The sequence below is a fragment of the Burkholderia sp. AU6039 genome (genome assembly GCF_002223365.1).
GTDB lineage: Bacteria > Pseudomonadota > Gammaproteobacteria > Burkholderiales > Burkholderiaceae > Burkholderia.
This window is the reverse complement of sequence record NZ_NKFK01000005.1, coordinates 624,544-646,194: the sequence shown is the minus strand read 5'-3', so window position 1 is coordinate 646,194 and position 21,651 is coordinate 624,544. Positions and strand designations below refer to the sequence as shown.

Genomic DNA, 21,651 nt, shown 5'->3' with positions numbered 1-21,651 from the left:
CTGCCTTCCAGGTATCTGGCGGCAGGTCCTGGATCGCGTTCTTGCGCTGCGTGAAACCAACGATAAGAGCGCAGCCGGGCCCGGTCAAATTCCCGCCAAAAATGGTGCCCATGAATCACATGCATGGGCGCGGCGCGTCGCGAGTCTCCCGTCTAATTATCAATCAAGCTTATTTGAATGCCTTTTTTAGATCAATTTGACGGATTAAAACGTGACGGCGAAACTGGCCCCGCTACCTGCACGGGGTCCGCCCGACCGGGCCTTGCACTTCCTCGCGACTCTTTCCCCACGACAACGATGAGCGACATTTCCTACCAGACGATCGACACCAGCGCGTTGCATGGCCTCGCGCAACCCGACCGCATCGCGCCCGCGATGTATCACGATCCCGCGCTGTTCGAAGCCGAGCTCGACCGCATCTTCTACCGCACCTGGATCTGGGTCGCGCACGAAAGCGAGCTGCCGAACCCGGGCGACTTCATCACGACGACGATCGGCCGCCAGCCGGTGATCGTCGTGCGCGACAAGACCGGCGAGATCAACGTGCTGCAGAACCGCTGCCGCCATCGCGGCGCGACCGTGTGCGAATCGCACAAGGGCAACGCGAAGGGCTTCACGTGCCCGTATCACAGCTGGTCGTACGCGCTCGACGGCACGCTGCGCGCGCTGCCGTACGGCGACGGCTACGAAGGCGTGTGCGAGAAAGGCGACCTGCCGCTCGTGAAGCTGCGCGTCGGCGTGTACCAGGGGCTGATCTTCGCGAGCTTCAACGACGCGATCGAACCGCTCGAGGATTTCCTCGGCGGCGCGAAGCCGTGGATCGACCTGTTCATGAAACAGGGCGCCGGCTACCCGATCAAGGCGAACGGCGAGCACAAGTTCAGGTTCAAGGGCAACTGGAAGATCCAGCTCGAGAACACGACCGACCTCTATCACTTCCCGGTCGTGCACAAGTCGTGGATGAAGTCGATCGACGACGAGACGGCCGCCGCGATCACGAGCTTCATGACGAGCGAGGACGCGTTCTGCCGCGGGCTCGGCAACGGCCACAGCCTCGCGGTGCTGATGCCCGAACTGATCGACCTCGACGAAGACGACGGCGCGCCGCTGCCCGAGCGCTTCGCTCCGCTCGCGGCCAAGCTCGCCGAGCGCCACACGCCGGAGGAAGTGCGCCGCATCGTGCGCTCGCTGATGGGCGTCGGCTTCAACCTGAACCTGTTCCCGAACCTCGCGCTGTCGATGGCGTTCTTCCGCGTGCTGCGGCCGATCTCCGCGAACGAAACCGAGATCCGCCACGTCGCGCTCGCGATGGACGGCGGCCCCGACGAAGCGAATCGCGAGCGGCTGCGCATTCACGAACACTTCCAGGGCCCGTTCGGTTTCGGCAGCCCCGACGACGCGGAAGCATGGGAGCGCGTACAGCGCGGCGCGCATGCGGGCCCCGACGTGCCGATCCTCGTGAATCGCGGGCTGAACCGTGAGACGACCGCCGCGAACGGCGAAAAGACCGCGCATGCAACCGATGAGACCGGCATGCGCGAGGCCTACCAGCAATGGCGCACGATGATGGAGCAACAATGATGGACGACCGCAACGCCCTCTTTTCCGAGCAGACCTTCGCCCGCGCGGTCGAATTCGTGTGGCGCGAAGCCGAGATGCTCGACCGCCGCGACTATCGCGCGTGGCTCGACCTGTGGGAGCCGGCCGGCCACTACGTGGTGCCGATCGATCCCGACACGACCGACTTCGCCGCGACGCTGAACTACGTGTTCGACGACCACGACATGCGCGAGAAGCGCGTGCAGCGGATGGTGTCCGGCTATTCGGCGTCGGCGACCGACGCGGCGCGCACGGTGCGGACCGTGTCGCGCTTCACGCTGGAAAGTGGCAGCGCCGATACCGTCGAGCTGAAATCGGCGCAGGTCGTCGTCGCGTACAAGCGCGGCGTCGCGACGCTGTTCGCGGCCGATGTCACCCACAAGCTGCACGTCGATGCGGAAGGCGAGATAAGGATCGCCGAGAAGGTCGTGCGCCTGATCGATTCGACCGAAGCGCTCAGCGCGATCGGCTTCCTGCTGTGAGCGGCCGCCGGTTCGCCGTCGCCAACGCAACGGTGAGCCGGTCACCTTCACCTTTAAGCGACCACCGGTTCGCCCGTCGCCGGCGCAACGGTGAGCCGGTCACCTTCACCTTTAAGCGGCCACCGGTTCGCCCGTCGCCGGCGCAACGGTGAGCCGGTCACCTTCACCTTTCCCGACGACCATGCCCACACTCGAAGTTTTCCTGCCGGCCGGCCATGACGACGCCCGCAAGGCCGAACTGATCGCACGGCTGACCGGTGCGACCGTCGAATCGATCGGCGCACCGATCGAATCGGTGCGCGTGCTGCTGACCGAATTGCCCGCGACGCACATCGGCCTCGGCGGCCGCAGCGCCGCCGACGGTGCACCGCCGTCGCTGCCCGTGATCGTCGCGATCCTGATCGCCGGCCGCACCGACGAGCAGAAGCGCGCGCTGATCGCTGCGTTGTCGGAGACAAGCGCCAGCGTGCTCGGCGCACCGCTGCAAGCCACCCGCGTGATGATCAAGGACATTCCGAACACCGATTTCGGCATCGGCGGGCAAACCGCACGGGCGCTCGGGCGCTGATCATGCGCTGCGCGCATGCCTGCCCGCTCATGCAACGCGGCCGCCGGGCGGCCGCGGCATCAAGCATTCCCCGGCGACGATGTGCCCGCCCGAGCCTTCGTCCCGGCGAGCGGCAGCGTCACGCGGCAGTCGAGCCCGCCGCCATCGGCCGGGCTGGCAGCGATCCGGCCACCGTGGCGCGTCACGATGCTCTTGCACAGCGACAGCCCGATTCCGTTTCCACCGGCCTTCGACGACGAAAAGCCGTCGAACAGCCGGTCGTGCGCATCGGCCGCGATACCCGGGCCGTTGTCGATCGCGCGCAGCTCGGCATGCCCGTCGACGTTCGCAGTGCCGAGCGTCAGCGTGCGCGACACCCGCTCGCAACCGGCGAACGCCTCGATCGCGTTGAACGCGAGATTCAGGATCACCTGCCCGATCAGCACGCGCTCGCAGCAGATCGGCAGCGGCGCGTCGGCCTGCACGATCGTGACCGTCACGCCGGCTTCCTTCGCGCGCAGCTCGATGAAATACGCGACGTCCGCGAGGATGTCGCGCAGGTCGGCGAGCGCGACGACCGGTTCGCGCTTCACGATGAACTCGCGCACGCTCTTGATGATCAGCGCCGCATGCTCGGCCTGCCGGTCCGCGCTGCGCAGCCCCCAGATCGCATCGTCGATCGCGCCGCGCCCGTTCAGCCGCTGCACCGCGCCTTCGATGAAATTGCGCACGGCCGCGAGCGGCTGGCTCAACTCGTGCGCGATCACGCTCGCCATCTCGCCCATCGCGTTGTAACGGCCCGCGTGTTCGAGCATGCGTGCTTCCGCGCGGCGCGCATCCTCGATCGCGACTTCGTCGCTCACGTCGCGGAACTGCACGAGCAGCCCGTCGAGATCGTCCTCGATCTCGACCTGCCGGCACAGGATGCGCAGCCAGCACGACGAGCCGTCGCGCCGCACGATCCGGTAGCGCTGCGGCGCGGACGGATACGCGGACGGCGCATCGCGCAGCTGCGCGACGAGCCGGTCGCGGTCGGCCTCGGAGCAGTAGTCGAGCACCTCGCCGAGCGCTTCGTCGGGTGCGAGCCCGAGCACGCGGCGGCCCGACTCGCTGATGAACTGCACGCCGCCGTGCGGCGTGACGACCGCGATGCCTTCGTCGAGGTCCTGCATGAATTCGCGCAGCCGCGCCTCGTAGCGGCGCAACTGCTGGCGCACCGCCTCTTCCGCGCTGATGTCGCGGAACTGCACCATCACGACGTCGCGCCCGCGCAGCGGCACGTAGGTGGCGGTCGCCTCGGACAACATGTCGACGCCCGTGCGCGACCGGTAGCACCACTCGTACACCTGCGGCCCGTCGACGAGCGCGCGATCCCACGCGCTCACCGCGATCTCGCGTTGATATTTCGGTTCGGGACGCGTCATGTCCGGCGCCTTCAGCGGCAGCAGCTCCTCGACGGAAAAACCGAGCGCGATGCACGCGGCGCGGTTCGCCCACACGATCGCCTTGGTGTGCGCGTCGTGCAGCAGCACGCAGGTCGTCAGCGCGTCGAGCAGCCGGTGGAAATCGTCTTCGTCGGGGAAACTCATGATCGGCTTCGGATGGGGTCGCGCGGCGTCGCGCGGCCGGAAACCCAACATAGCACCGGCGCGCGCCGCCCGCATCTGAAGATTTCTTTAGTGCGGCACGGAACGTCACCAGTCGCACGGCTTGTCGTCCCAATTGCTGCGTGTTTTCGGCGTTTCTAGACTGGTTGCATCGTCGTGACCACCCCGCATTCGAACCCCAATCCGCCCCAGGAGACAGCCATGCCCCACGCCGCCCTCGCCCTCGACACCGCACCGAGCGCTCCCCACGCGGCCAGCGAACCGGCCGCCCGGCTGTCGCCGCTCGACGCCGTGATCGAGACGGTCGCCGCGCGCCGCGAAGAATTCGACCGCCTGTCGCACGTGCCGCGCGACGTGATCGCGCTGTTCAAGCAGGCCGGCATCTATCGCGCGGGCACGCCGCGCCGGTTCGGCGGCGACGCGCTCGCGCCGACCGCGTTCCTCGACATGATCGAGCGGATCGCGACCGCCGACGGCTCGGCCGCATGGGTCGCGAGCTTCGGCTCCGCGAACGTGTATCTCGCCGCGCTGCCGCTCGACACCCAGGCCGAGCTGTATGCGAGCGGCCCCGACCAGGTGTTCGCGGGCGGTTTGTTCCCGGTGCAGCCGGCCCAGCCCGCGCCGGGCGGCTGGCGCGTGAACGGCACGTGGAAGTTCGCGAGCGGCTGCAAGGGGGCCGACTGGCTCGGCGTCGGCATCGCCGTGCCGGGCGCGCAGGACGCCGCGCCGAACAAGCCGCGCACGGCCGTGTTCCGTGCAGCCGACGTCGAGATCGTCGAGAACTGGAGCGTGGTCGGCATGCAGGGCACCGGCAGCCACGACCTGCGCGTGGACGACCGCTTCGTGCCCGAAGCGTGGACCTTCGTGCGCGGCGGCGAGCCGACCGTCGACGAGCCGCTGTACCGCTATCCGACCGTCGCGTATGCGGCGCAGGTGCTGGCCGTCGTGAACCTCGGCCTCGCACGCGCGGCGCTCGACGTCGTGAACCGCATGTCGGGCGGCCGGCAGACGACAACCGGCGCACCGCGCCTCGCCGATCGCGCGTACTACCGCATCGAACTCGCGAAGGCCGAAGCGCAACTGCGCTCGGCGCGCGCGTTCTTCTACGACGCAACCGACGGCGTATGGCAATCGATCCTCGCCGGCAACCCGGTGACGCCCGACCAGGTCAGCCTTCTGCGCCTCGCGGCCACGCAGATCGCACGCGAAGGCGCGAGCGTCGTCGAACGCGCGTACCGCCTCGGCGGCACGGCGGCGATCTATCGCACGCACCCGCTGCAGCGGCTGCTGCGCGACGCGATGGTCGTCACGCAGCACGCGTTTCTCGGCGAAGGCAACTTCGACGGCGCCGGCGCGGTATTCACCGGCGTCGCGCCGTTTCCCGGCTATCTGTAACCGGCATCGACCGAATTGTTTTGAACGCGCATGACGCCGAAGCGCCGTCGCCGGCCGGTTCATGCGCCCCACCGATTCCTCTGGAGAACCTGATATGTCCGATTCGAATCCGCTGCCGCTGCGCGTCCTGTTCTGCTGCGGCGTGTCGCAAAACTTCTTCGACCTGCCGCGCGAGAAGATCGGCGAAGTGTGGCAGGCGTACGGCGCGATGCTCGCCGCCGTCGAAGCGATGCCCGGCGTGCGCGTGCTCGGCGTGATGGACGACGACCGCCTCGTGGTCGGCCAGGCCGACGGCGCGCCGTGGACCTTCTACATCATGGCCGACGTCGCCGACTTCGACACGACGGTCGCCGTGTGCAACCTGTATCGCACGACGCCGGTCGGCGAATACAACCTGTGGCGCTACGGCAAGATCGAGGCGCGCGTCGGCCGGGCGCTGACGGTGCCGTCAGCCGCGAAGCCCGCGGCGTGAGGCGCGCGATGACCGACCTGTCTCCCGGCCTGATCGATACGCTTGCGCAGCGCGTGGCGGCGCTCGACGCCGAGCGCGCGGTGCGCGCGACAATGACGCGCTACATGGCGCTGTGCGACGTGCCCGAGGATGCCGGCGACGGCCCGTCGCTCGCCGGGCTGTTCACGCCCGATGCCGTGTGGGAAGGCATCGGCCCGCAGTATGCGAAAAAGTTCGGCCGCCTCGAAGGCACGGCCGCGATCGTCGCGATGCTGGGCCGCTACCTGCCGCCCGATCCGCACTTCTCGGCGAACCTGCACTTCCTGACGTCGGAGTCGATCGAGATCGGTGCCGGCAACACGAGCGCGCGTGGCCGCTGGATCATGCTGCAGGCGTCGCGCTACACGGACGGCTCGGCCGAACTGATCGCCGCGCGGCTGACCGTCGATTTCGCGCCGGCCGCTAACGGCTCTGCGTGGCTGATCCGCCATTTCCGCACCGAGCGCGTGCTCGACGGCCCCTGGCCGCTCGCCGCCGCGCCACGGCCCTGATTCCTGCTCCTTTTCACCGCTTGCTCACGATACCGACCATGACAGGCTTCATCGACACCTTCACGCTCGGCGGCCCCGGCCCCACGATCGCGATCAAGGACACGATCGACATCGCGGGCTATCCGACCCGTGCGGCGAGCCGTGCGCTCGCCGACGCACCGCCGGCCACGCAACACGCGGACGTCGTCCGCCTGCTGCTCGACGCGGGCTGGCAGATCGCCGGCAAGGCGAACATGCACGAGCTCGCATTCGGCATGACCGGCATCAACGACTACACGGGCACGCCCGTCAATCCGCAGGATGCGACGCGCATTCCGGGCGGCTCGTCGAGCGGTTCCGCTTCGCTCGTCGGGCTCGGCACGGTCGATGCGGCGCTCGGCACCGACACGGGCGGCTCGATTCGCGGGCCGGCGGCCTGCTGCGGCGTGGCCGGGCTGAAGCCGACGTTCGGCCGCGTATCGCGGCGCGGCGTCGCGCCCGCCGACACCACGCTCGATTGCGTCGGGCCGTTCGCACGCGATATCCGCACGCTGGTTGCGGTGATGGCCGCGATCGCACCGGGCTTCGATCGTGCGCAAGCCGCGGCCTCCGTGGCAGGCTGCACGGTCGCGCACGTCACGGTCGACGCCGACGCGGCCATCGCCGCCGCGCTCGATGCGGCCGTACGCGCGTCGGGCCTGCGCTCGCACGCGGTCGTGCTCGACGACATGCCGGCGTCGTTCGCCGCCGGGCTCACCGTGATCAACGCGGAAACCTCGCGCGCGTTCGGCCATCTCGTCGAAACCGGCAAGCTCGGCGCCGACCTCGATGCGCGATTGCGTGCGGCCGCAACGACTACGCCCGCGGCATTGAAAGAAGCCGAAGCCGTACGCGCATGCTTCACCGCACAGATCGACGCAGCGCTCGAACACGCGGACGTGCTCGTGCTGCCGACGTTGCCCGCGCTGCCGATCACGCTGCAGCAGGCGCGCGATGGCGTATCGGTGATCGCGATGTCGTCGCTGATCCGGCCGTTCAACCTGAGCGGCCATCCGGCACTCAGCCTGCCGCTGCCGCTCGCTGGTTCGCCGCTGAAGGCCGGCCTGCAGATCGTCGGCCGCAAGGGTGCGGACGAACACGTCTGTGCGATTGCGGCACACTTCGAAACGGCACTCGCCGCATGAACCACGATGCGGGCGCGACATCGACGGATGCGCGCTCGCGAACCACGGAATCACACACCATGTCAGACCGAGTCGTCCTCGTCACCGGTGCCGCGCGCGGGCTCGGCACCGTCATCGCCGAACGCTTTCATGCGGCCGGCTACCGCGTCGCGCTGGCCGATATCGCCGCCGACGCCATCCAGGCGCATGCGCGCGAACTCGACCCGAGCGGCGAACGCGCGATCGCGCTGCCGCTCGACGTCACGTCGAAACGCGATTTCGAAGCCGCGCGCGATGCGCTCGTCGCGCGCTGGGGCACGATCGACGTGCTCGTGAACAATGCGGGCGCATCGAAGGTCGTGCCCGCGATGGAGATCACGGCCGAGCAGTTCGACCAGGTGATCGACGTGAACCTGCGCAGCGTGCTGTTCGGCTGCCAGGTATTCGGCCGGTACTTCGCGGAACGCGGCGCGGGCCGTATCGTCAACATCGCGTCGCTTGCCGGGCAGAACGGCGGCTCGGCGACGGGCGCGCACTACGCGGCCGCGAAAGGCGGCACGCTGACGCTGACCAAGGTGTTCGCGCGCGATCTCGCCGCGCAGGGCGTGACCGTCAACGCGATCTCGCCCGGCCCGCTCGATTTGCCGATCGTGTATGAAAGCGTCGCACCGGAGAAGCTGCGCCAGGTACTCGCGAGCCTGCCGGGCGGCAAGCTCGGGTCGGCCGGTTTCGTGGCGGATGCCGCCGTGCTGCTCGCGTCGGGCGACGCGCATTTCGCGAATGGCGCGTGCTGGGACATCAACGGCGGGTTGTACATGCGCTGAGCGTCGAGCGCTGCGTGCAGCGCTTCGTCGAATCGCGGCGAGCCCCTATCGCGACGCTTCCCCGTCGTCGCCCCACACGACCATCACGTCGCGCACGAGCGCGGCGATCGACGTCGCGCCGAGCTTCTCCTTGATGCTCGCGCGATGCACGTCGACGGTCTTCACGCTGATCGACAGATCCGACGCGATCTGCTTGCTGCCCTTGCCGTCCACCACGCCGCGCAGCACTTCCTTCTCGCGCGCGGTCAGCGCATCGAGCCGCTGGCGCAGCTCGCGGTGACGCTGGCTCACCGCATGCCGCTGCTGCGCGAGCCGCAGCGCGCGTTGCACGCGCTCGAGCATCTGCTGCGAGTTGTACGGTTTCTCGACGAAATCGATCGCGCCGTTCTGCAGCGCACGCACGGACATCGGGATATCGCCGTGCCCGCTGACGAAGATCACCGGCAGCGTCGCGCCGCGCGCGTTCAGTTCCGCCTGCACGTCGAAGCCGCTCTTCTCCGGCATCCGCACGTCGAGCACCAGGCACGCAGGGAGGTTCACGTCGAAGCGCGCGAGAAAATCGGTGGCGTTCGCGAACCCTTCGGACGCGATGCCGACCGATTCGAGCAGCCACGCGAGCGACGTCCGCATGCCGTTGTCGTCGTCGACGATGTATACGATCGGTGCGGGTGACGTCATCGCGGGTGTCTCACTGAATATCGGTATCGGTATCGCACGCGCCGCATACGGGGCCGGTTCCGGCTCGTCGCGCGCGTCGTTCGCTGGGGGTGTGCGGCACATCATAACGAGCCGAAAACCCGCTGAAAACCCCTTCACGTGCCGCATGAACATGCAATCGCGCTTTTTTTCGCGCGGTGCGGCGCGCATCTAGGTAGAACCTTTAGACGCGTTGGCGAGAACGCCATCTCCATCGTCAATCGTGCGAATGGTCGCCGGCATTTTCGCGTCGTACGCTTGGGTCATCATCGGCGATCCGGCGCTGCACCGGCAGTGCCACGCGATCGCCGCGTTCGTCCAATCAGGAGCGCCCATGTCTTCCACGACCGATATCCAGCGACCGGCACGCGTCGAGCCGACCGACGCGCAGAAGGCCTTCCGGCAAGCGATGGCCCACCTCGGCGCGGCCGTCAACGTGATCACCACCGCCGGGCCGCACGGCCGCTGCGGGATCACCGCGAGTGCCGTGTGCTCCGTCACCGACACGCCGCCGACGCTGCTCGTGTGCCTCAACCGGTCGAGCGCGATGCGTGCGACGTTCGAGCGCAACCGCCACGTTTGCATCAACGTGCTGCCGGCCGAACACGAGCTACTCGCGCGGCATTTCGCGGGGCTCACCGACCTGCCGATGGAGCGCCGTTTCGACCTGCCCGTGTGGGATCGCGGCGAGCAGGACGTGCCCGTGCTGCGCGACGCGCTCGCGAGCCTGCAGGGCACGATCGCCGACATGAAGGAAGTCGGCTCGCATTCGGTGATGTTCATCGAGGCGACGTCGATCCGCGTGCGCGACGACGGCGACAGCCTGATCTACTTCAGCCGTGCGTTTCATCGCGTGTCGCGCACGGCGTGCGTGCGGTGAATGGCGCGTGTCGCGCGTGATTACGCGGCGGCCCGCAACGCGCGCTGCCCGGCCGCGAGCGCGGCGCCCGCGAACAGCGTCAGCGCCGAATATACGAGCCCGCGCGCGAGCCCGGCACTATCCGACACCCAGCCGATCGCGACCGGCCCGGCGATCTGCCCGAACGCAAAGACCGTCGTGAACGCGCTGATCCCCTTCGCCCAGCCGTCCGGCGGCAGGTTGTGGCGCACGAACGCCGTCGTCGATGCGACCGCCGACAGGAACGTCGCGCCGAACAGCACACCCGACGCGAACGCGGCCACCGGATGCACGAACATCGCCGGCATCAGCGTCGCGATGCCGAGCAGCGCGTTGAGCACGGCGAGCGCCTGGCCGCCGCGCATCCGGTCGAGCAGCCCCGACCACAGCCGCGCCGACACGACGGTCGCCACGCCGAGCATCACGTAGAACGCGGCGACCACCGTGCCGCTCATCCCCGCGCCGCGCAGCAGCGCGACGATGAACGTCATGTAGCCGATGTAACCGACGCCGAACAGGCCGTAGCCGGCCAGCGCGAGCGCGAAGCGGGCGGGGCTCGCGGTCGCGGCCGCCGTCGCACCGTCACCCGGTGCGCTCGGTGCCGCGTGCACGCGCTCGATGCGGCGCGCGGCCGACACGGCCACCACCGAGAACAGCACGCACGCGAACGCGAGCGCGAACCACGCGGGTTGCCAGCCGTGTGCGCCGTGTGAGAGCGTCGCCGGCACGAGCAGTGACGATGCGACGATGCCCCATCCCGTGCCACCGTAATAGAGGCCGAGCAGCAACCCTGCATCGCGTGGCGACGCCGATGCGAGCCGCGCGGCCAGCACGCCGCCGCTGATGAAGATCAGCGCGCTGCCGACGCCGGTCGCGAGCCGCAGCACGAGCAGCGCATGCATGCCGGACGTGAGCCCACATGCGGCCATCAACAGCGCAGTCAGCACGCATCCGGCCGCCAGCAGCGAGCCCGTGCGCCAGCGCCGCGACAGCCACGGAAACGCGAGTGCGCCGACCAGGTAGCCGGCCGCGTTCGCCGTGTTCAGCGCGCCGGCCTGCGCGAACGTCCAGCCGAGATCGGCCTTCATCGGCGGCAGCAGCAGCGCATACGAAAAGCGCGCGAGGCCGAGCGCGATCGCGCTGCCGAACGACAGGCAGATCGCGAGCCGCCACGCGGCGATGCGATCGGGGTCACGTTCCGGGAAGGGGCTGGTCGCGCCGGTGCCAGGCCGTGACGGGCCGGCCTGCTCCGGTTGCGGCGCTGCGCGCATCGCATGTCTCCTTGGTCGTTCGAAGCCGCGGCCAGTCGTGACGGCGGAACCGGTGTTCCGCACGCGCCCATCCCGACTGTCGAGGCTTCCGATTCTGTCGGACGATCATACTTGAGCCGTCGCGGGCCGGCATGCGTTGTCGATAGCAGCCCGGCCGCGGCAGGCGGATCGTCCATGCATCGCCCGCCGCAAGCCATCGCGAAAGTACGTCGGCTGCCTGCCCGCGCTACCCCCGCAATCCCGCCATGAAAGCCGTGAACAACGCGCGTCCCTCGGGCCATTCCGCCAATCCCGCTTCCGTATTCAGATGGCCGCGCGGGCCGAGCAGCAACGGCGTCGCGCCGCGCGCTTGCGCCCATGCAATGCCGCGCCCGGCCGGGTCGTACCCGTCATCCGAACTGGCGATCGCCAGCACCGGCAAGCCGCCGAAATCGCCCGCCGGCACATCCGCGAACGCACGGGCCGCAACCGGAAAACGCGGGCCGCCCGGATCGGGCACCGCCACGAGCCACGCACCGCGCACGACGCGCGTCGACGCCGCCCGCCAGTGCGCGAACAGCAGGCACCCCAGTGAATGACAGATCACCACCGGCGGCGTCGCGGCTTGCGCAACGGCTTCATCGAGCGCCGCCATCCAGTCGCGCAGGTCGGGCGCATCCCATGACGCAGGCGCCATGCGCACGGCGCCCGCAAGCGCGGCCTCCCAGTGGCTCTGCCAATGATCCGGTCCCGAGTTGCCGATCCCCGGCACGATCACGATCGTCTGGCCCATCTCCGTCTCCATGAATTAAGCGAGCTCGCAGTCTGGCTTGCCGGAAACCGGCCGGGAATGGCAAATCATCGGATATTGAGACAATATGCCGATGAATTAACGGAGCGGGAAAGCGGACATGTCGAACGGAGAGCTCGATCGCCTGGATCTGTCGATCCTCGAGGCGCTTCAGGACAATGCACGGATGCCGCTGTCAGAAGTGGGCCGCCGCATCGGCCTGTCGCAGCCGGCTACGTCGGAGCGCGTCAAGCGGCTGGAAGAGCGCGGCATCATCGCGGGCTACGGCGCGCGGATCGACCCGGCCGCGCTGGGGCTGGGGATGATGGCCATCATCCGGTTGAAGACGACGCACGAACACATCAAGCCCGCGCTGCGTGCGTTCGCGGAGATGCCGCACGTCATCGAGGTCCACCGGATGACCGGCGAGGATTGCTTCCTGCTGAAAGTCCTGGTGCCGACACCGGGACAACTCGAAACCATCATCGACGCGATCGCCCGCTTCGGCGCGGTCACGACGTCGCTGGTGCTGCGGTCCGAGCCGGCCAAACCGCTCGGCAAGGCGCTGCTCGGTTGACACGCGCAGCGGGCCGCTGACGCGCCGCCGATGACCGGCGACGCGTTCGCGCGCAGGCAGCGTTGCGGCGATAGAATTCCCAATGAAAAATCGCCGAATGCAATACAACGCTCGGGATTCCCGTCATTGAAAAAATGACATCGAATCCGTCATTCGCTTTATCCGTGCTTTACGTCACGCGCCCCGCCAATCCCCCGTGTTTAGCACGCTTCGGCTAAAAACCTTGCAACGCATTGCATTCGTAAAATCATCAGACTAATATCAACGCCACTCGTCGCGCATTCACGAAATACGTGATGAGGAGTGGCAACTTTTTAGCCGCGCTTTCATGTTGAATCACTCATGTTCACCACAGGAGAATTGACATGCAGGACACCCAGCAGATCGAATTGCTTGACTGGATGCAGGAAGACACGCACCCCGAGGCCGTCGACATGATGGTCGAGGACGCCGTGGTGCCGTTCGGCACCGCGCTCTGGCCGGTCTGAGCGGGCCACCCGTTCTCGCGGAAGGGCCGCGGCCCTTCCGCCGCTTCCGGAGACACGCATGCTGAACCTGCATCGCGCGCTGGGCTTCCACCCCGCGCTGCGCGACAAGCTGGCGCGCGGCGAGTCGGGAAAACTGCTGGTCGGCCATGACACCCGCAACCGCGACATCGCGTTGCGCGCGTTTTCCGCCCTGCCCGATTCGCTCGACGCGACCACCCTCTGCCTCGAAAGCACCCCACCCGCCGATATCGCCGCCGCGCTCGATCGCGCCGATCTGTTCGTGCTGCTGTACGACTCGTCGTGCCTGCCGACGCCGTCGCCGAGCGGGCCGCCGTTCCTTGCCGCGATCCGCCCCGCGATCGTCGAGCACTGGAGCAAGTCGGTGCTGTTCAAGGATTACGGCCCGCATCTCGACGAGGCGTTCGCCGAATCGCTCGACGACATCGCGGCACGCAACGGCCGGCTGATCGACGCGGCCGCACGCGCATCGCGGATCCGCTTCATCGACGAAGCCGGCAACACGCTGACGGGCTCGCTCGCGCCGGACCAGAAATGGACGAGCGTGGACGGCATGGGCAACCTCGACGTCGTGCCCGGCGAGATCGCGACGCACGTCACCGACCTCAACGGCTCGGTCGTCTTCAGCGGCACGTTTCTCGGCACCGTGCCGTTCGCGATCAAGTACAAGGTGGCCGAGCAGCTCGCCACGCTGCAGGTCGAGAACAGCACGATCGTCGGGTTCGACACGGACAACGAAGGTTTCCGGCGCGACTTCTCGACCTATCTCGACCGGCATCCGAATCATCGACGAATCGAGGAGTTCGGCATCGGCACGAACCTCGGCATTCGCGGGCTGTACGGCCGCAACGCGGGGTTCGAGGAACGCCATCCGGGCCTGCACCTCGGGCTCGGCGGCGGCGAAAACGGCAGCCACCATCTCGACCTGATCTTCGCGCGCGGCACGCTCGCGCTCGACGACCGGATCGTGTTCGACGGCGCGTTCGCCGTCTGACGAAGCGGCTGCGTGCTCAGGCTTCGGCGGCCGCCGTGTCGCCGAGCCACTTGTACATCACGAGGCTGTCGACGAAGCCGAGCCGCGCGTGACGATACGCACGCGGCAGCCGGCCGACGATTTCAAACCCCAGCTTCTGCCACAGCGCGACCGCCACTTCGTTGGTCGACACCACCGAGTTGAACTGCATCGCGAGGAAACCGCGCTCGCGTGCGACCTGCTGCGAGTGCTCGCACATCAGGCGCGCGACGCCGCGGCCGCGGGCGGCCTCGCTCACCATGTAGCCGCAGTTGCTCACGTGATCGCCGGGGCCGCCCGCGTTCGCCTTCAGGTAGTACGAGCCCAGGACCACGCCGTCCTCTTCGGCGATCCACGTGCACAGCGGCGCATCGAGCCACAGTGCGCGCGCCGCTTCCTGTGTCGGCGCCGGATCGAATGCATAGGTTTCCTGAGCGGCGACGATCGCGCGATAGATCGGCCAGAAGCGCGGGAAATCGTCGTCGGTCATCGGGCGAATCGTGATCATGCGAAGTCTCTCGTGATGGGAATGTCGGCAGGCATGCCAGCGATCGTACCGTGATTCAGGAACGGCTGCCGTCCCGTTGCGCCGCGCTGCGATACGCGCCCGGCGGCACGCCGTACCAGCGCTTGAACGCCTGCGAGAAACTCGACAGGTCGCTGAAACCGAGCCGCTCGGCCACTTCCGCAAGCGACAGGCGCGCGTCGCCGAGCAGCGTCTCGGCCATCGCGCCACGCGCCTGCGCGAGCAGTGCGCGGAACGTCGTGCCCTCCTCCTGCAGCCGGCGCTTGAGCGTGCGCGGGCTCGTGTTCATCAGCCGCGCCATGTCCTCGAGCGAGAACGGCGCGGGGCCGGGCGTCGCGCTCAGGTACTGGCGCACCATCTCCGACGTGCCCACGCGCGCACGCCGCGCTTCGAGCAGCTGGCCACACATCTGCTCGCACATCGACACCGTCAGCGGATTCGCGTGCGGCAGCAGCCGGTCGAGAAACGCGCGGTCGAAAGCGAGGCTGTTCGCGCGCGCCGAGAACGCGGGCTCGATGCCGGCGATGCGCGGCACCGGCAGGGTCGGCGTGCGCGCCGCCTGCACCGTGAAGCGCGACAACGCGAATGTGTCGTCGCCGATTTCCTGCAGCAGCACGGCCGCGGCCGTCATGTCGCGCTCGACCAGGAACCGGCTCAGCGTGCCGTCGAGTTCCGGTGCGCCGAAATTGAGCACGCACGTGCCGCCTTCCTCGCGGTACGTGATCACCGTGAACGCATAGGTGAGCGGCAGGAAGCGCAGCGCCAGCGCGAGCGCGTCGCGTGCGGTCGCGCTCGCGATCAGCCCGTAGCCCCACACCCCGTACGCGGAGAAGTGATAGCGCTGGCCGACCTCGAACCCGAGGCCCGGCGCGCGCCCGAGCGCGCGCAACAGGTTGCCGGTCAGCCGCAGTTCCTGCGCGGCCGTCACCTCGACCTTCGGATCGTCGAGCTGCGCGTTGGCGAGCCCGGTGCCGGCCAGCAGCGTCGTGTGCGGCACGCCGCGTTCGTCGCCGAAATCGACCAGCAGCCGGGCGCTGGCCGGACTCCGGGTGAAATCCCAGAAGCTCATGCGGAGAAACCCTCGAAGCGCCGATTTGGCCCAAATACTAAAACAATTGTCCCGAAGCAGCATTGGTGTTTTCCCATGCGGCCAGCACCATCGGCGTCATCCAGTCGTCATCCGAACGACGCCATCGCCCTCCGGAGGAGACACCATGCGACCGAGTCGCCCGACCGATCCCGCAGCCCGCTTCGCATGCCGGCGCGACGCTTTCGTCGCGTTCCTCGCGTTCGCCGCGTTTGGCCGCGCCCCCGCCCCGCCGCTCGCGCCTCGCCTGCCGCACACCGGCCGCTCGTGCACGCTGCCGCGCCCCGCTTGATCCATCGACCCTCAGAGGACCAATCCATGAGCAAGACTTTCGACTACATCGTCGTGGGCGGCGGTTCGGGCGGCAGCGTCGTCGCCGGGCGGCTGACCGAGGACCCGGCCGTGACCGTCTGCGTACTCGAGGCCGGCGGCCGCGGCGACGGCACGCTCGTCAACGTGCCGACCGGCGCGGTCGCGATGATGCCGACCCGCATCAACAACTGGGCCTTCGACACGGTGCCACAGCCGGGCCTCGGCGGGCGCATCGGCTACCAGCCGCGCGGCAAGGTGCTGGGCGGCTCCTCGGCCATCAACGCGATGGTCTATATCCGCGGCCATCGCGTCGACTACGACGGCTGGGCCGCGCTCGGCAACGAAGGCTGGAGCTACGACGACGTGCTGCCGTACTTCCGCCTGAGCGAGCACAACGAGCGCTTCGACGATGCGTGGCACGGCCGCGACGGCCCGCTGTGGGTGAGCGACCTGCGCACCGGCAACCCGTTCCATGCGCGCTACCTGGAAGCCGCGCGGCAGGCCGGCCTGCCGCTCACCGACGATTTCAACGGCGCGCAGCAGGAAGGCATCGGCCTCTACCAGGTCACGCAGAAGCACGGCGAACGGTGGAGCGCCGCGCGCGCATACCTGCTGCCGCACGTCGGCCGCCGCGACAACCTGACGGTCGAGACGCACGCGCAGGTGCTGCGCATCCTGTTCGACGGCACGCGCGCGATCGGCGTCGAGGTGCGGCAGCGTGGCGAGGTCCGCACGCTGCGCGCGCGGCGTGAAGTCGTACTCGCGGCCGGCGCGCTGCAAACACCGCAGTTGCTGATGCTGTCGGGCGTCGGCCCAGGCCGTGAACTCCAGCAACAGGGCATCGCCGTGCATGCCGACCTGCCCGGCGTCGGCCGCAACCTGCAGGATCATCCGGATTTCATCTTCGGCTACCGCACGCGCAGCGTCGACACGATGGGCGTGTCCGTGGGCGGCGGCCTGCGCATGCTGCGCGAGCTGGCGCGTTTTCGCCGCGAACGGCGCGGCATGCTGACGTCGAATTTCGCGGAAGGCGGCGGCTTCCTGAAGACGCGCGCCGAGCTCGACGCGCCGGACATCCAGTTGCACTTCGTCGTCGCGCTCGTCGACGATCATGCGCGCAAGCTGCACGCCGGCCACGGGCTGTCGTGCCACGTATGCCTGCTGCGGCCGCGCAGCCGCGGCTCGGTCACGCTGAACAGCGCCGATCCGCTCGCGGCGCCGCGCATCGATCCCGCGTTCTTCGACGACCCGCGCGATCTCGACGACATGGTCGCGGGCTTCCGCCTCACACGACGGCTGATGGAAGCGCCGGCACTCGCCGGCTGGACCACGCGCGACCTGTTCACCGCGAACGTCGACACCGACGATGAAATCCGCGACGTGCTGCGGCGGCGCACCGACACCGTGTATCACCCGGTCGGCACATGCCGGATGGGGCACGACGCGCTCGCCGTCGTCGATCCGCAACTGCGCGTGCACGGCCTGCAGGGGCTGCGCATCGTCGATGCGTCGGTGATGCCGACCCTCATCGGCGGCAACACCAACGCGCCGACGATCATGATCGCCGAGAAGGCCGTCGACCTGATGCGGGGCGTGTGCCGAACGTCCGCACAACCGCAACGCGAAACCGTCAGGATGACGACGGATATCGACACGGTTCCTGCCGCGAGTGCCGCGCACGATGCCATCCAGCCCGAGGAAACCCGCCATGTTGTCGCCTGATACTTCTCGCACCGCCGACTCCGCCGCACCGCTTGCGGCGATCATCATCGGCGCCGGCTTCGCCGGCATCGGCATGGCGATCGCGCTGCAACGCGCCGGCATCCACGACTTCACGATCGTCGAACGCTCGCACGACGTGGGCGGCGTGTGGCGCGACAACCGCTACCCGGGCGCCGCCTGCGACGTGCCCTCGCACCTGTACTCGTTCTCGTTCGAGCCCAATCCGGCGTGGTCGCGCGTGTTCGCGCCGCAGCCCGAAATCCATGCGTACCTGCAGCATTGCGCGCGCAAGTACGGCCTCGCGCGCTACCTGCGCTTCGGCGCCGAGGTCGCGCACGCCCGCTACGACGAAGCCGCCGCGCTGTGGCGCGTCACGCTCGCCGACGGCACGACGCTCAGCGCCGCCGTGCTCGTCAGCGGCACCGGGCAGTTGAGCCGCCCGGCGATGCCCGACCTGCCCGGCATCGACACGTTTCGCGGCCGCGCGTTCCACTCCGCGCACTGGGATCACGACTATTCGCTCGCTGGCAAGCGCGTGGCGGTCGTGGGCACCGGCGCGTCGGCGATCCAGTTCGTCCCGGCGATCGCGGGCGACGTGAAGCAGTTGGTCGTATTCCAGCGTTCGCCGGCCTATGTGATGCCGCGCCCCGACCGCGCGTACCGCCCGTGGGAGAAAGCGCTGTTCCGCCGGTTGCCGTGGGCGATGAAGCTGCATCGCGCATCGATCTACCTGCGCTACGAATCGCGCGCGATCGCGTTCACGCGTCTGCACAAGCTGATGAAGGTCGCGGTCGGCCGGCCGTTCCACACACTGCTTGCACGCGACGTGCCGGACCCCGCGCTGCGTGCGCGGCTCACGCCCGACTACCCGATCGGCTGCAAGCGCATCCTGCTGTCGAGCGACTACCTTGCCGCGATGAGCCGCGACAACGTCGAACTCGTCACGCAGCGGATCCGGCGCGTCACGGAGGACGGCATCGAGACCGCCGACGGCGTGCACCATCCGGTCGATGCGATCATCTACGGCACCGGGTTCGCGGCGACCGAGTTCCTGTCGCCGATGCGCATCACCGGCCGCGACGGGCTCGACCTGAACGACGCATGGCGACGCGGCGCGCAGGCGTATCTCGGGCTCACCGTGCCCGGCTTTCCGAACTTCTTCATGCTGTACGGCCCGAACACCAACCTCGGCCACAACTCGATCGTCTATATGCTCGAAAGCCAGATCGCGCACGTGATGCGTTGCCTGCGCATGATGCGGCGCGACGGCGCGCGCGAGATCGACGTCGACGCGCGCCGCTACCGGCGCTTCAACGTGCATGTGCAACAGCGGCTCGAAGGCTCGGTGTGGAACAGCTGCAAGAGCTGGTACGTCGATGCGTCGGGCCACAACAGCACGAACTGGCCGGGCTTCACGCTGACCTACCGGTGGATCACGCGCCTCACCGGGATGGGCGCTTACCGCTTCACGCATCCGTTGCCGGAGTCGGCCGCACCGGCGCGCGACGTGGTGGTCGCGCCGCCCGCCGGCCGGCTGGAGGCACTGACCGCCGCATCGCTGCGCGGCTTCCTGCGCGTCGCGTTCCGGCCGCTGATCGGGCCGCCGTTCGGCGCGCGCATGCAACGCCGCGTCGTCGCGCTGCTGTCGCCGCTGATGCCGGGTACGGGCGGCACGCTGCGCTACCGCACGTCCGCGCATCGCGTGCCGGTCGAAGTCGTGGCGCCGAAACGCGGCGACACGGGCGGCGCGATCCTCTATCTGCACGGCGGTGCGTTCTGTCTCGGCGGGCCGCATACGCATCGCGGCGTGACGACGCGGCTGGCGAACGAGGCCGCCCTGCCGGTGTGGGTGCCCGATTACCGGCTGGCGCCCGAGCATCCGAGCCCGGCCGCGCTCGACGATGCGCTGGCCGTCTACGACGCGATGCGCGCGCAGGGCCATGCGCCGCACCGGATCGTGATCGCCGGCGATTCGGCGGGCGGTGCGCTGGCGCTGGCACTGGCCATCGCGCTGCGCGAGCGCGGCGAGCCGGCCGCCGCCGCGCTGCTGCTGATCTCGCCGGTGACCGATCCCGCGCTCGGCGGCGCGACGCTGGCTTCGCGCCGTCATGACGATCCGATGATCCGTCGCGGCTGGCTCGAACAAGGGTTGCGCTGGTATCACGGCGCCGGTTCGATTGCCGCCCGCGGCCCGCTCGACACCGACCTGCGCGGCCTGCCGCCGATGCTCGTCCAGGCCGGCGACCAGGAGGTGCTGCTGTCGGATGCGCAGCGGCTTGCCCGTCATGCGCAGGCCTGCGGCGTGCCGTGCCGGCTGGAGGTTCATGCGGCGCGCTGGCATGTGTTTCATCTGCAGGCGTTTTACCTGCGGTCGGCACGGGATGCATTGCGGACGCTGGCGGGGTTTGCGGCGCAACGGGTGGCGATGAAGGCGTGACGACGAAGCAGTCACGCGCCGCGATCGAGGCCGTGGTTCGCGGCCTCCCCGGTCGGGTGCGCGGTGCATGCGCCGTCACCGGACCCGCTTGCCGCGAAGCGACGTCGTCTTGCAAAAACCGGCCGTTTATTTTTTTCCGTCGCATGCGGCCGTCATGATCTCCCGCAAGCCCCGGCGCGCCGCCGGGGTTCCCCACCCTCGCGGAGACATCATGAAAAGAAGGCACACCCTCAACACGCTTGCACTGCTCTGTTGCGTCGGCATCCAGTGCGCGACGTCGGCGTTCGCCGACGAGCCGAAGAAGGTGGCGTTCGTCGACACCGGCAACACCGGGCGCAGCGTGATGGCCGAAGCGATCGCCGGCCAGTTGATCGCGCAACGCCACGCGCACATCGCGGTGATTTCACGTGCGGTCGACGAAGATCCGTATGACGAAAAGCCCGAAGAAAACGGCGTGATCCTGATGAAGCGCCGCGGCATCGACACGTCCGCGCACCGTTCGGTGCAGTTGAACGCGAACGACATCAAGCATTCCGATGTAATCCTGACGATGACCGACAAACACAAGGAGAAGGTGCTCGCGCTCTATCCGTCGGCCGCCGGCAAGGTGTTCACGCTGGCCGAGTATGCGTCCGGGAAGCACGTCGACGTGCCCGATGCGTGGGGCAAGCCGATCGATTTCTACGAATCGGTCACGGCGCAGCTCGATACGTACATCCCGGCGGCGCTCGACAAGATCGCGACGGCCGCGCCGGCGAAGCAGTAACGTCAGGAGGCCTGTCGGCTCGCCAGGCGCGACGCGCCGGCACCGACAGGTTTGCTGCTCGCACACCTCCTCCCCCCCTCTTTTTGTAACTTATAAGCTACAATTGCGACCAAGGTCGAACTGGACACGGAGGTAAGCATGAAGCAGGTCAAATCTGCGGTATCGCACCACGACGCGGAAGTCGCCGAACTCGGCGCCGACCGCGAACTCGCGGTGGCCTGTCTGCGTGTCGCAATGGAGTCGCTCGACGATCCCGACAACCGCGCGGCCGGCCTGCTCGCGCTGCGTACGGTCGCGGAAGCGTACGGCGGGCTCGGCGCCGTCGCGGCCGAAGCCGGCATCAGCCGCGAATCGCTGTATCGCACGCTCTCCCCAAACGGCAACCCGACACTGAAAACCCTGCTCGCCGTGCTCAAGACCGTCGGCCTGCGCCTGTCCGTCGTCCCTGCACAGCAGGTGCACGCATAAGCGGCA

The 21,651-nt window shown here is 68.5% G+C and carries 23 protein-coding genes; 17 read left to right on the top strand and 6 right to left on the bottom strand.

The window, feature by feature from the left end:
- Nucleotides 1-297: 297 nt before the first annotated feature.
- From CFB39_RS20700 to CFB39_RS20690, 3 genes are all read left to right on the top strand, one after another.
- Nucleotides 298-1,581, top strand: coding sequence for a Rieske 2Fe-2S domain-containing protein (locus CFB39_RS20700; RefSeq protein ID WP_089474247.1), 1,284 nt, complete (start codon nucleotides 298-300; stop codon nucleotides 1,579-1,581).
- Nucleotides 1,578-2,081: an aromatic-ring-hydroxylating dioxygenase subunit beta gene (locus CFB39_RS20695; RefSeq protein WP_089474246.1), complete on the top strand. Its 504-nt coding sequence runs from the start codon at nucleotides 1,578-1,580 to the stop codon at nucleotides 2,079-2,081. Before CFB39_RS20700 ends, CFB39_RS20695 begins: the two co-directional genes overlap by 4 nt.
- Nucleotides 2,082-2,262: 181 nt before the next feature.
- On the top strand, nucleotides 2,263-2,649 hold the full coding sequence (locus CFB39_RS20690) for a tautomerase family protein (RefSeq protein WP_089474245.1): 387 nt from the start codon (nucleotides 2,263-2,265) through the stop codon (nucleotides 2,647-2,649).
- A gap of 59 nt (nucleotides 2,650-2,708) precedes the next feature.
- Here CFB39_RS20690 and CFB39_RS20685 read toward each other — a convergent pair whose 3' ends face one another.
- Entirely contained in the window at nucleotides 2,709-4,292 is a 1,584-nt protein-coding gene (locus tag CFB39_RS20685) for a sensor histidine kinase (protein WP_089474244.1), read from the bottom strand.
- A gap of 144 nt (nucleotides 4,293-4,436) precedes the next feature.
- On the opposite strand from CFB39_RS20685, the gene CFB39_RS20680 reads away from it, so the two are divergent.
- The 5 genes from CFB39_RS20680 to CFB39_RS20660 all read left to right on the top strand — a co-directional run bounded on the left by CFB39_RS20680 (nucleotide 4,437) and on the right by CFB39_RS20660 (nucleotide 8,598).
- On the top strand, nucleotides 4,437-5,630 hold the full coding sequence (locus tag CFB39_RS20680) for an acyl-CoA dehydrogenase family protein (RefSeq protein ID WP_089474243.1): 1,194 nt from the start codon (nucleotides 4,437-4,439) through the stop codon (nucleotides 5,628-5,630).
- Nucleotides 5,631-5,724: 94 nt separating this feature from the next.
- Nucleotides 5,725-6,102: a hypothetical protein gene (locus CFB39_RS20675; protein WP_069259244.1), complete on the top strand. Its 378-nt coding sequence runs from the start codon at nucleotides 5,725-5,727 to the stop codon at nucleotides 6,100-6,102.
- 8 nt (nucleotides 6,103-6,110) lie between these two features.
- Entirely contained in the window at nucleotides 6,111-6,632 is a 522-nt protein-coding gene (locus CFB39_RS20670; protein WP_089474242.1) for a nuclear transport factor 2 family protein, read from the top strand.
- Nucleotides 6,633-6,670: 38 nt separating this feature from the next.
- The gene (locus tag CFB39_RS20665; protein WP_089474241.1) at nucleotides 6,671-7,795 is read left to right on the top strand and encodes an amidase; all 1,125 of its coding nucleotides are present in this window, start codon (nucleotides 6,671-6,673) and stop codon (nucleotides 7,793-7,795) included.
- Nucleotides 7,796-7,854: 59 nt separating this feature from the next.
- The gene (locus CFB39_RS20660) at nucleotides 7,855-8,598 is read left to right on the top strand and encodes an SDR family NAD(P)-dependent oxidoreductase (RefSeq protein WP_089475616.1); all 744 of its coding nucleotides are present in this window, start codon (nucleotides 7,855-7,857) and stop codon (nucleotides 8,596-8,598) included.
- A 45-nt stretch (nucleotides 8,599-8,643) separates the two neighbouring features.
- Here the strand turns inward: CFB39_RS20660 and CFB39_RS20655 are convergent, their stop codons facing one another.
- Nucleotides 8,644-9,276: a response regulator transcription factor gene (locus CFB39_RS20655; RefSeq protein ID WP_011356098.1), complete on the bottom strand. Its 633-nt coding sequence runs from the start codon at nucleotides 9,274-9,276 to the stop codon at nucleotides 8,644-8,646.
- 352 nt (nucleotides 9,277-9,628) lie between these two features.
- Here CFB39_RS20655 and hpaC point away from each other — a divergent pair, with 352 nt between their 5' ends.
- Nucleotides 9,629-10,174: a 4-hydroxyphenylacetate 3-monooxygenase, reductase component gene (gene hpaC / locus CFB39_RS20650; RefSeq protein ID WP_089475615.1), complete on the top strand. Its 546-nt coding sequence runs from the start codon at nucleotides 9,629-9,631 to the stop codon at nucleotides 10,172-10,174.
- Nucleotides 10,175-10,194: 20 nt separating this feature from the next.
- Here hpaC and CFB39_RS20645 read toward each other — a convergent pair whose 3' ends face one another.
- Both CFB39_RS20645 and CFB39_RS20640 read right to left on the bottom strand, forming a co-directional pair.
- On the bottom strand, nucleotides 10,195-11,463 hold the full coding sequence (locus CFB39_RS20645; protein WP_089474240.1) for a YbfB/YjiJ family MFS transporter: 1,269 nt from the start codon (nucleotides 11,461-11,463) through the stop codon (nucleotides 10,195-10,197).
- Nucleotides 11,464-11,689: 226 nt separating this feature from the next.
- Nucleotides 11,690-12,235, bottom strand: coding sequence for an alpha/beta hydrolase (locus CFB39_RS20640; RefSeq protein WP_089474239.1), 546 nt, complete (start codon nucleotides 12,233-12,235; stop codon nucleotides 11,690-11,692).
- Nucleotides 12,236-12,353: 118 nt separating this feature from the next.
- Here CFB39_RS20640 and CFB39_RS20635 point away from each other — a divergent pair, with 118 nt between their 5' ends.
- The 3 genes from CFB39_RS20635 (at nucleotide 12,354) to CFB39_RS20630 (ending at nucleotide 14,309) form a co-directional block, all read left to right on the top strand.
- A complete protein-coding gene (locus CFB39_RS20635) occupies nucleotides 12,354-12,809 on the top strand; it encodes an Lrp/AsnC family transcriptional regulator (RefSeq protein ID WP_089432202.1) in 456 nt (151 codons plus the stop codon).
- Between the two features lie 365 nt (nucleotides 12,810-13,174).
- Nucleotides 13,175-13,297: a hypothetical protein gene (locus CFB39_RS40885; protein WP_006766865.1), complete on the top strand. Its 123-nt coding sequence runs from the start codon at nucleotides 13,175-13,177 to the stop codon at nucleotides 13,295-13,297.
- Between the two features lie 58 nt (nucleotides 13,298-13,355).
- Nucleotides 13,356-14,309 carry a leucyl aminopeptidase gene (locus tag CFB39_RS20630; RefSeq protein WP_089474238.1) on the top strand — a complete coding sequence of 318 codons (954 nt, stop codon included), beginning with the start codon at nucleotides 13,356-13,358 and terminating at the stop codon, nucleotides 14,307-14,309.
- A 16-nt stretch (nucleotides 14,310-14,325) separates the two neighbouring features.
- On the opposite strand, the gene CFB39_RS20625 is transcribed toward CFB39_RS20630, so the two are convergent.
- Both CFB39_RS20625 and CFB39_RS20620 read right to left on the bottom strand, forming a co-directional pair.
- Nucleotides 14,326-14,835, bottom strand: coding sequence for a GNAT family N-acetyltransferase (locus CFB39_RS20625; RefSeq protein WP_089474237.1), 510 nt, complete (start codon nucleotides 14,833-14,835; stop codon nucleotides 14,326-14,328).
- A 55-nt stretch (nucleotides 14,836-14,890) separates the two neighbouring features.
- Nucleotides 14,891-15,922 (bottom strand): AraC family transcriptional regulator, encoded by a 1,032-nt coding sequence (locus CFB39_RS20620; protein WP_089474236.1) that lies wholly within the window; start codon nucleotides 15,920-15,922, stop codon nucleotides 14,891-14,893.
- 145 nt (nucleotides 15,923-16,067) lie between these two features.
- Between CFB39_RS20620 and CFB39_RS40295 the strand changes: the two genes are divergently transcribed.
- The 5 genes from CFB39_RS40295 to CFB39_RS20600 all read left to right on the top strand — a co-directional run bounded on the left by CFB39_RS40295 (nucleotide 16,068) and on the right by CFB39_RS20600 (nucleotide 21,645).
- The gene (locus CFB39_RS40295; protein ID WP_179257712.1) at nucleotides 16,068-16,232 is read left to right on the top strand and encodes a hypothetical protein; all 165 of its coding nucleotides are present in this window, start codon (nucleotides 16,068-16,070) and stop codon (nucleotides 16,230-16,232) included.
- A 26-nt stretch (nucleotides 16,233-16,258) separates the two neighbouring features.
- On the top strand, nucleotides 16,259-17,974 hold the full coding sequence (locus CFB39_RS20615; protein WP_089474235.1) for a GMC family oxidoreductase: 1,716 nt from the start codon (nucleotides 16,259-16,261) through the stop codon (nucleotides 17,972-17,974).
- Nucleotides 17,961-20,411 (top strand): alpha/beta hydrolase fold domain-containing protein, encoded by a 2,451-nt coding sequence (locus tag CFB39_RS20610; protein ID WP_089474234.1) that lies wholly within the window; start codon nucleotides 17,961-17,963, stop codon nucleotides 20,409-20,411. The genes CFB39_RS20615 and CFB39_RS20610 overlap by 14 nt, the downstream gene beginning before the upstream one ends.
- 211 nt (nucleotides 20,412-20,622) lie before the next feature.
- On the top strand, nucleotides 20,623-21,177 hold the full coding sequence (locus tag CFB39_RS20605; RefSeq protein WP_089474233.1) for a protein tyrosine phosphatase: 555 nt from the start codon (nucleotides 20,623-20,625) through the stop codon (nucleotides 21,175-21,177).
- A gap of 138 nt (nucleotides 21,178-21,315) precedes the next feature.
- Complete coding sequence (locus CFB39_RS20600; RefSeq protein ID WP_089474232.1) at nucleotides 21,316-21,645, top strand: DNA-binding protein; 330 nt, start codon at nucleotides 21,316-21,318, stop codon at nucleotides 21,643-21,645.
- Nucleotides 21,646-21,651 lie beyond the last annotated feature (6 nt).